The 12,878-nt window shown below is 63.7% G+C and carries 12 protein-coding genes and 1 pseudogene; 3 read left to right on the forward strand and 10 right to left on the reverse strand.

Annotated elements, in window-relative coordinates; genetic code table 11:
- The 10 genes and pseudogenes from BGN91_RS08620 to BGN91_RS08665 all read right to left on the reverse strand — a co-directional run.
- Positions 1-286 (reverse strand): annotated as a pseudogene (locus tag BGN91_RS08620) (hypothetical protein); the annotation flags it as partial.
- Positions 283-2,451, reverse strand: coding sequence for a methylmalonyl-CoA mutase (scpA, locus tag BGN91_RS08625; RefSeq protein ID WP_292612286.1), 2,169 nt, complete (start codon positions 2,449-2,451; stop codon positions 283-285). The pseudogene BGN91_RS08620 and the gene scpA, both read right to left, overlap by 4 nt.
- 6 nt (positions 2,452-2,457) lie before the next feature.
- Complete coding sequence (locus BGN91_RS08630) at positions 2,458-2,922, reverse strand: GFA family protein (RefSeq protein WP_292612288.1); 465 nt, start codon at positions 2,920-2,922, stop codon at positions 2,458-2,460.
- Positions 2,919-4,811 (reverse strand): methylmalonyl-CoA mutase family protein, encoded by a 1,893-nt coding sequence (locus tag BGN91_RS08635; RefSeq protein ID WP_292612290.1) that lies wholly within the window; start codon positions 4,809-4,811, stop codon positions 2,919-2,921. Before BGN91_RS08635 ends, BGN91_RS08630 begins: the two co-directional genes overlap by 4 nt.
- A gap of 97 nt (positions 4,812-4,908) precedes the next feature.
- The gene (gene folK / locus BGN91_RS08640; RefSeq protein WP_292612292.1) at positions 4,909-5,400 is read right to left on the reverse strand and encodes a 2-amino-4-hydroxy-6-hydroxymethyldihydropteridine diphosphokinase; all 492 of its coding nucleotides are present in this window, start codon (positions 5,398-5,400) and stop codon (positions 4,909-4,911) included.
- A gap of 8 nt (positions 5,401-5,408) precedes the next feature.
- Positions 5,409-5,774 (reverse strand): dihydroneopterin aldolase, encoded by a 366-nt coding sequence (folB, locus tag BGN91_RS08645; RefSeq protein WP_292612294.1) that lies wholly within the window; start codon positions 5,772-5,774, stop codon positions 5,409-5,411.
- Positions 5,775-5,790: 16 nt separating this feature from the next.
- Complete coding sequence (folP, locus tag BGN91_RS08650) at positions 5,791-6,651, reverse strand: dihydropteroate synthase (RefSeq protein WP_292612306.1); 861 nt, start codon at positions 6,649-6,651, stop codon at positions 5,791-5,793.
- 126 nt (positions 6,652-6,777) lie between these two features.
- A complete protein-coding gene (locus BGN91_RS08655) occupies positions 6,778-7,929 on the reverse strand; it encodes a heme-binding protein (protein WP_292612295.1) in 1,152 nt (383 codons plus the stop codon).
- 330 nt (positions 7,930-8,259) lie between these two features.
- Positions 8,260-8,667 (reverse strand): DUF4332 domain-containing protein, encoded by a 408-nt coding sequence (locus tag BGN91_RS08660; RefSeq protein WP_292612297.1) that lies wholly within the window; start codon positions 8,665-8,667, stop codon positions 8,260-8,262.
- Positions 8,668-8,671: 4 nt separating this feature from the next.
- Positions 8,672-8,893 (reverse strand): hypothetical protein, encoded by a 222-nt coding sequence (locus BGN91_RS08665; protein ID WP_292612299.1) that lies wholly within the window; start codon positions 8,891-8,893, stop codon positions 8,672-8,674.
- A gap of 334 nt (positions 8,894-9,227) precedes the next feature.
- Here BGN91_RS08665 and BGN91_RS08670 point away from each other — a divergent pair, with 334 nt between their 5' ends.
- From BGN91_RS08670 to BGN91_RS08680, 3 genes are all read left to right on the forward strand, one after another.
- A complete protein-coding gene (locus BGN91_RS08670; protein ID WP_292612301.1) occupies positions 9,228-10,796 on the forward strand; it encodes a helicase HerA-like C-terminal domain-containing protein in 1,569 nt (522 codons plus the stop codon).
- Between the two features lie 88 nt (positions 10,797-10,884).
- Positions 10,885-12,174, forward strand: a complete 1,290-nt coding sequence (locus BGN91_RS08675; RefSeq protein ID WP_292612303.1) for a glycosyltransferase family 87 protein — start codon at positions 10,885-10,887, stop codon at positions 12,172-12,174.
- Between the two features lie 39 nt (positions 12,175-12,213).
- The coding region (locus BGN91_RS08680) for a M20/M25/M40 family metallo-hydrolase (RefSeq protein WP_292612305.1) at positions 12,214-12,878 on the forward strand (665 nt) is incomplete at its 3' end.

Below are 12,878 nucleotides of genomic sequence, written 5' to 3' on the forward strand. Positions count from 1 at the left end.
CGCGCTCCAGCGCCCAATGCACGCCGTTCTCGCGGATATAAGCCTCCTCGCGCAACGCCTTGGCGGCGTCCTTGCGCCATTTGGCGGCCCAGCGGTCACCCTCGCGCCGGCAGTCGGCGGCGAGCTTCGGCAGGCCCTTGATGGTCTCGTCGAGCGAGACCTTGATCTCGGCGAAATTGGACGAGGTGACAGCGCGCTTCGGCTGGGCATCAGCGCTGCCCGCAGGCAGGAACGTCGCCAGCCCGATCAGAGACAGCGCGGCGAGCCGGACAAGGCGGTCGCTCACTCCGCCGCCTCTTGGGTGTGGCCGAGATGCTTGGCGAGCTTGCGCAGCAGATCGACGGCGGCTTCGGCGATCACGGTGCCGGGCGGAAAGATCGCCTCGGCGCCGGATTTAAAAAGCGCATCGTAATCCTGTGGCGGCACGACGCCGCCGACCACGACCATGATGTCGCCGCGACCCTGCTTGGCGAGTTCGGCTTTCAGTTCCGGCACCAGCGTGAGATGCGCGGCGGCGAGCGAGGAGACGCCAAGCACATGCACGTCGTTCTCTACTGCCTGCCGCGCGGCTTCCGTCGGTGTCGCGAACAGCGGGCCGATATCGACGTCGAAGCCGAGATCGGCGAACGCCGAGGCGATCACCTTCTGGCCGCGATCGTGGCCGTCCTGACCGATCTTGGCGACCAGCAGGCGAGGGCGGCGGCCTTCCGCCGCCTCGAATGCCTCGACCAGTTTGCGCACCTGTTCGACAGCGCCGGTCATGCCGACCTCCCGCTTGTAGACGCCGGTGATCGCCTTGATCTCGGCGCGATGGCGGCCATAGACCGCTTCGAGCGCCGAGGAAATTTCGCCGACGGTCGCCTTGGCGCGCGCCGCGTCGATGGCAAGCGCGAGCAGATTGCCGTTGCCGCCTTTGGCTGCGCGGGTCAGCGCCGAGAGTGTGTCCTTCACCGCAGCCGGATCGCGCTCGGCCTTGAGCCGGTTGAGCTTCTCGATCTGCTTGGCGCTTACGGCGGTGTTGTCGACCTTGAGCACGTCGAGTGGTGCTTCGTTCTCGGGACGATATTTGTTGACGCCGATCACCGACTGATGGCCGGCGTCGATACGCGCCTGCGTCTTCGCGGCCGCTTCCTCGATCCGCAGTTTCGGAATGCCGGCCTCGATCGCCTTGGTCATGCCGCCGAGGTCTTCGACCTCCTGGATATGATCCCACGCCTTGCGAGCGAGATCGTAGGTCAATCGCTCGACATAATAGGAGCCACCCCACGGATCGGCGATGCGCGTCGTGCCGCTTTCCTGCTGCAGCAGGATCTGCGTGTTGCGCGCAATGCGCGCCGAGAAGTCGGTCGGCAGCGCGAGCGCCTCGTCGAGCGCGTTGGTGTGCAGCGACTGGGTGTGGCCCTGCGTCGCCGCCATCGCCTCGATCATGGTGCGCGGCACGTTGTTGAACACGTCCTGCGCCGTCAGCGACCAGCCGGACGTCTGCGAATGCGTGCGCAGCGACAGCGACCGTGCATCCTTGGGCTCGAACGGCTTGATCAGCTTCGCCCACAGGAGACGCGCGGCGCGCAGCTTGGCGATCTCCATGAAATAATTCATGCCGATCGCCCAGAAGAACGAGAGGCGCGGCGCAAACTGGTCGATGGTCAGCCCGGCCTTGATGCCGGTGCGGACATATTCGACGCCGTCGGCGAGCGTATAGGCGAGTTCGAGATCCTGCGTCGCACCGGCTTCCTGCATGTGATAGCCGGAGATCGAGATCGAGTTGAACTTCGGCATATGCGCCGAGGTGTAGGCAAAGATATCGGAGATGATGCGCAGCGACGGCGCGGGCGGATAAATGTAGGTATTCCGCACCATGAATTCTTTGAGGATGTCGTTCTGGATCGTGCCGGAGAGTTTTTCCGGCGGAACGCCCTGTTCCTCGGCGGCGACGACGTAAAGCGCCAGCACCGGCAGCACCGCGCCGTTCATGGTCATCGACACGCTCATCTTGTCGAGCGGAATGCCGTCGAACAGCGTGCGCATGTCGTAGATGGAATCGATCGCCACCCCCGCCATGCCGACGTCGCCGGCGACGCGCGGATGATCGGAGTCGTAGCCGCGATGGGTGGCGAGGTCGAAGGCGACCGACAGGCCCTTCTGTCCGGCGGCGAGGTTGCGGCGATAGAAGGCGTTGGAGTCCTCCGCCGTGGAGAAGCCCGCATATTGCCTGATGGTCCAGGGCTGGTTGACGTACATGGTCGGGTAGGGGCCGCGCAGGTAAGGCGCGATGCCGGGCCATGTGTCGAGGAAGTCGATGCCGTCGAGATCGGCTTCGCTATAGGCGGATTTGACCGGGATGCCCTCGGGAGTGAGCCACAATTCCGCGGACGGTTCGGCGCTGCCGCCGGCGGCGGGAGGCGCGACCGGCTCGAAGGCGACGTTGGCGAAATTCGGAATGCGGGTCATCGTCGCTCAGTCATGGTCCGGGTGCTGATGGTTGATGATGCTCGCCATCTTCTCCGTCCCGTAGTTTTCCATGGTGGTATGGCTCGGCAGGTTGACGATGGTCGCGACCCAGCCGAGTCGAGACTCGGTGCCGTATTGCCGGGTCGGCACGAGCAAATCCGGCCGATCGAACGTGCCGGTCATGATCTCGATGCACGGACCGCCGATGCGGCTGAAGCTCAACGGCGTACCGCAGGCGGCGCAGAACGCGCGTTCCGCAATCGAGGACGAGCGAAACGTCGCCGGCGGGCCTTTGGTCCAGCGGAAGTTCTCGCGCGGGATATCGGCGAAAGACGCAAACGGTGCGCCGGTGGCCTTCTGGCACATGCGGCAATGGCAGATGCTGATCCGCATCGGCGCGGCCGTCAGCGCAAATCGGATCGCGCCGCACTGGCACCCGCCGGTCAGCGACGGTTTCACCTGCTCGCTCATTGTCGCTCCAGTTGCCGCCAGGCATCGTTCAACACCGCGAGGGCATCGACGCCCGCGAAAATGAAATCCTGCACGCCGGCCGACCGCAGCGCGGTTTGCAGCCCTCCCGGCGTGCCTGCCAGATAGATATGGCGTGCGCCTTCGGCATGTAAGGCCTGCGCGGCGGGGCTCGCATGATCCGCATAGACCTCGTCCGAGGAGCACAGGCAGACCAGTTGTGCGCCGGATGCCTCGAAGGCGGCGGCGATGGCGACAGGGTCTCCGGCTGGAAGTGGCGCAGGCGGATCGATCGCCTCGATGCCGCCGGTCTCGAAAAAACTCCGGGCAAAGGTCGCGCGCGCGGTGAAGTCGGCGGCGGTGCCCAGCGTGGCGAGGAAGACCTTCGGCCGCGCGCCGGTGGACTTCAGCCATGCGTCAGAGCGGTCGCGCAGCCGTTCGAACGGCGCGGCGAGCCGCATCGGCGTCAGCGCATCGAAGGCGATCTTTGCGTCGCCGCATGGCACAGGCGCATACGGGTCGGCGTCGAGCACGGCCGCCGGCTTTTCCTGCAGGTTTGGAAACTCGCTGGCGCCGGTGAGTACGTCGCGGCGTTTTGCGACATTGGCCTCGTGCGCCGCGCGCGTCGCTGCAACGTCGCGCTGGATCAGGTTCTGCGTCAGGGCCGCGAATGCGCTGCCGGCTTTCTCGATATCCTGAAACTGCGTCCAGGCCGCTTCGCAAAGCTGCCGTGTCAGCGTTTCGACGCCGCCCGAGCCCGCCGCCGGGTCGGCCACTTTGGCGAGATTGGATTCCTCCAGCAGGATGAGCTGCGTGTTGCGGGCGATGCGGCGCGCGAAATCATCCGGCAGGCCCAGCGCCAGCGTATGCGGCAGCACGGTCAGGCTGTCCGCGCCGCCGAGCCCGGCCGAAAACGCAGCTATGGTGGCGCGCAGCATGTTCACGTAAGGATCGCGTTGCGTCAGCATCCGCCACGCGGTTTCGGCGGCGACGAATAACGGCTTCGGCGCGAGGCCGCACGCTTGCTCCACCTGTGTCCACAACAGCCGCAACGCACGGAATTTGGCCAGCGTCAGAAACTGGTCGGCGTCGGCGGCAAGCCTCGCATAGATCATGCCCCGCGCGTCATCGAGATCGATGCCGGCGCTTTCGAGCGCACGGAGATATGCGACCAGTGATGCGAGGGCGAAGGCGAGTTCCTGCGCCTCCGATCCGCCGGCGTCGTGGATCACCCGGCCGTCGGCGACGAGGAAGGGACCGCGGAAGCCCATGGCGGCGAGCTTCTTCGCGGTGTCGGCAGCCGCCGGAGCGATGTCGCTCCAGGGCGAGGGGCTCGATCCCGATGCCGCGCAGGCGCCGAGCGGATCGAGGCCGAAGCGGATGTCGCAGGCCGAGGGGTCTGCTCCTTTGGTCCTGATGTAATCGGCGATATGCAGGGCGATCGCGCGCGACTGCGGCCCGGTCTGCAAATCGACTGAAATACCTGCATCGAGAAAAACGCCATCGAGAACTTTTGCGACGGCCTCGGCGGTCGGCGATAGTCCAAAGCCGCGAGCGCCGGTGGCGTCGGCGAACACCAGCGTCAGGCCGGTCGCGCCGTTTTCAAGCTCGTGCCGGGCCTGCGCGTTGGCCTGCGCCGCGTCGGGATGATCGATCCGCTGCATCACCTGCCAGGGCATTGCAGCGGCGCGGCCGGCGATCGCGCGCGCGCCTGTCGCACGGGCATAGATCGGCTCGATCGCGAGATCGTCATAGGTCTTTGCGACCAGCGTCTCGAACGGCGCGCCTTTCAGCACGCCGTCGACGAGCTTGCGCCAGTCGTCCGCCGTGGCAGGCGGAAAATCGGCAGCCAGCGGCAGATCGGAATGAATGTCGTCGGCAGCGGAAGGCATCGTGCGCTCGGTGCATGGAGCCGGTGATCCGCCTCAAAATGCCATGACGCGGCGGACATGCCAAACGGTCGTTTTCGGCCGAGCGTTGACGGTCAGGTCAGTCGAGGTCGGGCAGACGCTCGATCCCCGCTGTCGACACGGTGGCCAGCCCCTCGGCCGGCGTTCGTCCCGCGATCATGCGATCCGGCGCGATCTCGGCGAGCGGAACCAGCACGAAGGCGCGTTCGAACAGACGCGGATGCGGCAGCTTCAGTTCCGGCCGGTCGAGGACGGCATCGCCATAGGCGATCAGGTCGAGGTCCAGCGTGCGCGGGCCCCAGCGGGTTTCCTTGCCGCGATCCCGGCCGAACTTCTTCTCGATCTTGTGCAGCGTGTACAGCAGCGCGTGCGGATCGAGGCGGGTCTCGATCTCGATGCAGGCGTTGACGAAGCGGTCCTGATTTTCGTCGCCCCAGGGCGGGGTGGCGTAGTCGGAGGAGCGTGCGACGAGAACGGCCTGCGCCATGCCGCAGATGTTGGCGATGGCCTTGCGGAAGGTCTGGCGGACGTCTCCGACGTTGCCGCCGAGCGCGATCAGCACGCTGGCCATAGCGGCAGCTAGTCCCTGCCGCGGGTGAGGGTGATGCCGACGTCGTCGAAGATCGCCGCGATCGGCGCATGGGGCTTGTGCACGGTGACCTTGATCGTGCTCACACGGGGAAAGGCCGCCAGCACCGCATCGGCGACCGCGCCCGCCGCGCGTTCGAGCAGCTTGTAGTTGGCATCCTTGAATGCGGCGCTGGCCGTCGCCACGACGCCGGCATAGGATACCGTATCGGCAAGGCGGTCGGTGCGGGAGGACTCGGAAAGATCGGTCGAAAGCTCAATGTCCATCACGAAGCGCTGGCCGACCTCGGTCTCGTGCTTCATGACGCCGTGCTGTGCGTGGATCACGAGGCCGCGAATGAAGATCGTATCGGTCATGTCCGATGATCCCTGATTACCTTGTGGCATCGATGGCGTGGGCCACGCGCAGCGCCTGCACCGTGTCCGCCACGTCGTGCGTGCGGATGATCCGCGCGCCGCCTCGTGCCGCGATCAGATGCGCGGCGAGCGAACCGCCGAGCCGTTCCTTCGGTTCCGACGGCACCACCGTGTCGATGAAGCGCTTGCGCGACGCGCCCACCAGAACCGGCAGGCCGAACGTCCGCAGTTCGTCGAGACGGGCCAGCGCGATCATGCTCTGTTCCTGCGTTTTGCCGAAGCCGATGCCCGGATCGAGGACGATGTGGCCATCGGGAATTCCGGCTTTCGCCGCGATGGTCAGTGATCGTTCGAAAAACGCCGCCATATCCCGCATGATGTCGAGGGTGGCGTCGGGCTTGTCGCGGTTGTGCATGACGATAACGGGCACATCGCGCGCGGCGACCACGCTCGCCATGTCCGGATCGCGCTGCAGACCCCACACGTCGTTGGCGATCGCAACGCCAGCTTCGAGCGCCCAGGCCACGACCTGGGACTTCATGCTGTCGATGGACACCGGCGTGCCCAGCGCAACGATAGCGGCCAGCACCGGCTCCAGCCGCCGGATCTCCTCGTCGTGCGAGACCGGTTGCGAGCCGTAGGGACGGGTGGATTCCGCGCCGACATCGATGATGTCGGCTCCTTCCGCCATCATGCGGCGCGCCTGCGCCAGCGCTCGGTCCGGCGCGATGAATTGACCGCCGTCGGAGAAGGAATCGGGAGTGATGTTCAAGACGCCCATGACGGCCGGATAGGGCCGTGAGAGCAGCTTGCGAAGCAGCGGATGACGTGTTGTGTCATCCGCCACAGGGCTGGATATGGAAGGGGCCGCCGCCATGCGGTGGCTTTGCGCGGTCCCGGACATGGTGTCAAGGCGGATGCGCGGCATGAAGCCGGGCATGGCGGCTCGAACAAAGGCCCACCCGTGCGGGCGGGCCTTTGTCATTCATGGCAGAGGCCCACGTCACTCCGGAGTAGGCTGGCCTCCGATCATTTCGGCGTTGGGTCCCGCCACCTTCTCCATGGTGTTGATGCTGATATGCGGCCAGTGCGCAGGCCCCGGCATCCCGTCGCCCCGGTTATTGCCCTCGTCGAAGAATCGATCGAAGAAGTCGAGCGTCACGACCTGCAGATACTGGAGATAAGTCTTGCGCGTATGGCCTTCCTCGGCCTCCACGATCCAGAAGATCGAATTCATCTCCGAGGCGTTCGCTTGCTTGGTGATAAATGGAATGTTGACGATTCCGCCGGAGTCGAGGCGGGTGCTGACGCGCAGTTCGGTTGTGCGATGTATCGTTCCAGGAATCACATTCCGCAGCAACGCGCTCGGGTCTTTGGGATTGAAGCCGGCAAAACCCGGATGTGCGCCGGGGTACCTGGGATCGGTCGTGTTGCCCTTGAACGGATTTTGCTCGAAGTGATCGAAGGGCGCGAGATAGGCTGCCTTGTCCGCAGCGTTGACTCCCGTAGGCAGCCCGCTGATCTGAGGTATCACAGGAGCGCTGTTGGAAACATGCCCGGCTCCAAGCGCCAGCACCGAGTCGCCATGCGGGACGGACGCCAGACGGGCCAGGCTGCTGCGCTTGTCGGTCTCGTTGGTCATGAATAACCACAAGCCGGGCTCGTGGTGGATATCGAGATCGGCACCGCCGGCCAGACCGCTGTTTGGAAAGTCGTCAGCCGCCGATTGCTTGATGTGCTGTTCGTAGTCCAGCGCGACGACAACCTGGTCGGCGTTGAATATCCCGCCCTCGCGGGAAATGCCTCGATTCTTGACGCCTTTGTCGACGATGGTGAAGTTCAGCACCTCGTTGTACTGATTGATCATGAGGCGATAATTGAAGGGAAAGTCTGACGACGCGAAAGGCAACGCAATCATATTATACCCGCGCCCCAGCAGTTTCTTCGTGTTTTTCCACTTGCCCGGCAGAAGCTGCAATACATCCAAGTCTGGATCGCCGGGCTCTGCAATTCGTATGGTGCGGGGAAATCTCTTCAGTTCACTTATACGTTCGCCTTTCAGCATAATATTCCTCTGCTTTTGCATGAAATTATCGACGGATAATAAACTTATCCGGCGCCTCCAGTAGTTCACTCGGATTGCTTTGTGGTTCACGGAATATGGAGGTTTTGATTACAATCCGAACCGCGCAACGGAGCGTTCGATGCCATCGCATCTTGCCGGTATCGGTGAGGATAGCGTGACCGTCATCAAGCCGCGCGCGCGACTCGCGCATTCTTTCACGCAGCCTTGTGAGAACTCGGAAGGGTCGTCCGCTCCGGGGATCGAGGATGCAGCGGCATGTCAGCGTGGAACGGTCGAGCGCGCTGACCGGCCTCTACGTCGAAGCAGGTCCTTGGTCGCGGATCCGGAGCATGCGGGCAGGAACATGGCTCGTCCGAGCCACGCAAAATCATAACTGCCGGGCAAGCCGGGAAGGACGGCTCAATAGGTGATCTTGAGCGGGAGCTTGCGAGCCTGCGCGATCAGATCGCCGATCGACTTTTCCGACGGCAGAACGCTGACGAGATTGCGCTTGGTGTTCACATCCTTCATGGCCTGAGCCAGGCGGGCGGGATTGCGATGCGTAAGCTCCCGCACCGTGGTGACGCCGGCCGCGCGCAGCAGCTTGGTCTTGCCGTTGCCCATCCCCGGGATACGCATGTAGTCGGCGAGATTGGCCCACTCCAGCAGTTGCTGCTCGCTGAACCCGGTCTTGGCGGCGAGTGCCTTGCGGCCTCTCGACGTGCTGGCCGCCTCCAGGTAGGCATCGGTCGTCCTGATGCCGACGGACCTCAGCTTCTTGGCGTCGATGGCGCTCAGACCTTCTAGCTTGGAGATGGGGTATGTCATGGGTTCAGCAATACGAAGGCGCTTGATGCGAATCGGCGAAGGCCCAACGTGTCGACAGTGTCCGTTCGACGTCGTCTTGCGCGCCAGCTCTCGTACCGTTCAATGATTGAACTTTGCCGGCCGGACCTTCCTTGCACCGGAAGTCCATAATCGTGCCGAAGGTTACGCGCGCGACAGCGGCCTCGGTGCCCGCTCTCGCGGCACGCCGCTCGACCAGTTCGTTCATGGTACCCCGCCTCCGCCGGTTGCTCGCCGGCTCATTGTTTATGATTTCATCTTGCTACTCCTGCGCCGCGAAATACAAGCGACGAGACAGAACAAACGGCGATTGAGCTTCAATCGCGTGACGAGTGTTGCCGAGATGCAAGACCGGATGCTCGATTCATGCACAAAACGTCATGCTCGCGCGTCATTGCAGGAGAGGTACACAGCTACGACTTGATTTGCGTTGGTTCGGCGTAATGATTTTCGAGCGCCTCGCGGCTGTTCGCCGGTTTCAATCGGTGCAAAACATGAAGTAGAATAAGGCTGCTCGACGACGCGATCACGAAGAGGCGATCATGGCGGAAACCGCGACCGGGATCGGCGATACCGATCACAGCATTTTCATCGGCAAAGGCGAGCAGCCAGCATGGCTGACGCTAAGTCTCGCCAATCGACACGGTCTTGTCACCGGCGCCACCGGAACCGGAAAAACCGTATCGCTTCAGGTGATGGCGGAGGGATTTTCTCGCGCCGGCGTGCCGGTATTCGCCGCCGACATCAAAGGCGACCTGTCGGGTGTCTCCGAGCCCGGCGAGGCCAAGGATTTCATCCTCAAGCGCGCCAAGGATATGGGGCTGACTTTCCAGCCCGATCAATTCTCGACGATTTTCTGGGACGTTTTCGGCGAGCAGGGCCATCCGGTTCGCGCAACCGTCTCGGAAATGGGTCCGCTGCTGCTGTCCCGCATGATGGATCTGAACGACGTGCAGGAGGGCGTGCTCAACGTCGCTTTCCGAGTGCCGGATGAACAGGGGCTGCTGCTGCTCGACATGAAGGATCTGCGGGCCATTCTAGCCTTCATCGCCGAGCATGCGGCTGATCTGACGACGCAGTACGGCAACGTTTCGAAACAGACGGTCGGAACCATCCAGCGCCAGCTCCTGGTGCTGGAAAACCAGGGCGGCGACAAGTTTTTCGGCGAGCCCGCGCTGTCGTTGGACGATTTCATGCTGACGGATCGTGACGGCCGGGGAATGATCAACATCCTGGTCGCTGACAGGCTGATGCAAAGCCCGAAACTCTATGCGACGTTCCTGCTGTGGATGTTGTCGGAGCTGTTCGAGCATCTGCCCGAGGTCGGCGACCCGCCGAAGCCGAAGCTCGTGTTCTTTTTCGACGAAGCCCACCTCCTGTTCAACGATGCGCCCAAGGCGCTGATGGACAAGATCGAGCAGGTGGTGCGCCTGATTCGCTCCAAGGGCGTCGGGGTCTATTTCGTCACCCAGAATCCGATCGACGTTCCTGACAAGGTGCTGGCCCAGCTCGGCAACCGGGTGCAGCATGCGCTGCGCGCCTTCACGCCGCGCGACCAGAAGGCGGTCGCGGCCGCCGCGCAGACGTTCCGGCCCAACCCGAAGCTGAACACGGCGCAGGTGATCACCGAGCTTGGCAAGGGCGAAGCGTTGGTGTCGTTCCTGGAAGGCAATGGCACGCCGGCCGTGGTCGAACGCGTGATGGTGCGGCCGCCATCGGCGCGGATCGGTCCGATCACTGCCGAAGAACGCAAGACCATCATGAATAACAGCCCGGTGAAGGGGAAGTACGACACCGCGATCGATTCCGAATCCGCTTACGAGGTGCTTCAGAAGCGGGTCGCCGGGACTGCGGCGACCGCCGATGCGCCGGCGGAAGGCGGAATTCTCGGCCAGATCGGATCGATCGTCGGCACCGTGTTCGGCACCAACACGCCGCGCGGCAAACTGTCGACGGGACAGGTGGTCGCGCGCAGCGTCACGCGCACCGTCACCAACAAGGTGGTCGGAGGAATCGTCTCCGATCTCGGCAAGTCGGTCGGCGGCTCGCTCGGAGGCTCGGTCGGCCGCGCGCTGGTGCGCGGCGCGCTCGGAGGACTGCTGCGGCGGTAGCGCGTCGGCAACGGTTTGCAGGTGGGGCCGCTTCTGATAACGCAAGACGCGCCGAAGATGTTGCCGCGGCGATAACGGAAAAACGCTCGTGCTGAGATGGCCATCACTTCGGCGTCCGCTGGATGTCCTGTTTCTTGCGGCGTGCGTCGTGCTGACGGCCGACGTCCTGGTCCCCGAGATCTGGGGGCACGGCAAGACCAAGGACTATCCGCTGTGGTACTGGGCCGGACAGCAGGTGCTGCAGGGCGGCGATCTATATCCGAAAGGATCGAACGAGGGGTTTGCCTTCCTGTACCCGCCGTGGTCGGCGATCCTGCTCGCCGTGCCGAGCTGGTTCGGAAAAATCCCGCTGTATCTCGGGCTGTGCCTTCTCAATGCCGTGGCATGGTGGATGACGGCGCAACTCTCCAATGAGATGACCGGATCGGGCAGAACGCCAGACCCGTGGCTTGAGGCCCTGCCGGGCATCGTGACGATCACCTTCGTCTTCGACATGTTCGATCTCGGCCAGCCCAACCTGGTTCTTCTCGCCATGATGCTGCTCGGCTTTCGCTGGCTCTGGCAGAAGCGCGAATGGCTGTCCGGAGGCATGTTCGCGCTCGCGGCGGCCATCAAGGTCTTTCCCGTCGCCGTGCTGCCCTATCTGGTGTGGCGCCGTCGATGGGCCAGCGCGACCAGCATGATCGCGTGCCTCGGCATTTTCCTGTTTCTGGCGCCGGCTCCGATCCGCGGCTTCGAGCGCAACGTCTCCGAACTCGCCACGTGGTATCGTGGCATGGTGGGGTCGAATTCGGAACAGGGGTTCGGGCAGCGCGAGGCGCAGAACTGGTCATGGGTGAACCAGTCGATCATCGCCGTCACGCATCGCCTTGTGCGTCCGATCAACTACAACCAGATCGATCCGGCCAAACCCGCGCAATACATGAACGTCGCCGATCTCGATTACAAGACGGCGAACTGGATCGTGCTCGCCCTCTTTGCCGCGATCGGGCTCGGCTTCATCGGCATCATTCCGGCGCGCTCGAAGATGACGTCGAGGTCGACCGCCGAGGAAGTCGGAATCCTGCTCTGCCTGATGACGATCGCTTCGCCCCTGGCGCGTCAGTATTACTTCGTGTGGCTGTTCTTTCCGCTCACGGTGCTGTTTCATCGTGCCGCGTTCGATCCACGGCCGAAAGCGCAGGCGATGTCCGGCGCGGCGCTTGCGCTGTCGTTTGCGCTGATGGCGTTGTCGCTGCCGTTCTTTCCGAAGATTCTTCAAGCCGCCGGCAACAACCTCGCTGCGACGTTTGTTCTGATCGCCGCCTTGGCGTGGCACATCCGTCGTCCGTTACGGGCGAACGATCCGCATTCGCTCGCGCCGACGGAAAAATTTTGAGAACTTGTTCGACCGACCCGCAACTCGAGGAAAAACAAAATGTCCGGCACATCGCAACTGCAGACGGTCCTCGACCACATCGATGCCGATTTCGACAACAGCCTGGAGCGGCTGTTCGCGCTGCTGCGCATCAAGTCGATCTCCGCGGATCCGGCCTTCGCCGACGACTGCAGGGCGGCGGCCGATCATCTTGCCAAAGATATCGCGACGCTGAAATTTGCCGCCGAGGTCCGCCCGACGGCGGGGCATCCGGCGATCGTCGCCAGGAGCAACGGCAACACCGGATCGCGGCCGCACGTCCTGTTCTATGGCCACTACGACGTTCAGCCGGTCGATCCGCTGGACTTGTGGCATCGGCCGCCGTTCGAACCGGCGGTGACGAGCCATGCCGACGGCCGCAAGATCATCGTGGCGCGCGGCGCGGAGGACGACAAGGGCCAGTTGATGACGTTTGTCGAGGCCTGCCGCGCCTGGATGTCGGTGGCGGGATCGCTGCCGCTCGACGTGACGATGCTGATCGAGGGCGAGGAGGAGGTCGGCTCGAAAAACTTCGGGCCGTTCCTCGAACAGAACAAGAGCGACCTTGCCGCGGACTTCGCCCTGGTGTGCGATACCGGGATGTGGGATCCCGATACGCCGGCGATCACCACGTCGCTGCGCGGACTGGTCTATGAGGAAGTGATCATCAAGGCCGCGAATCGCGA

The sequence above is a fragment of the Nitrobacter sp. 62-13 genome (assembly GCF_001896955.1).
Classification (GTDB): Bacteria; Pseudomonadota; Alphaproteobacteria; order Rhizobiales; family Xanthobacteraceae; genus Nitrobacter.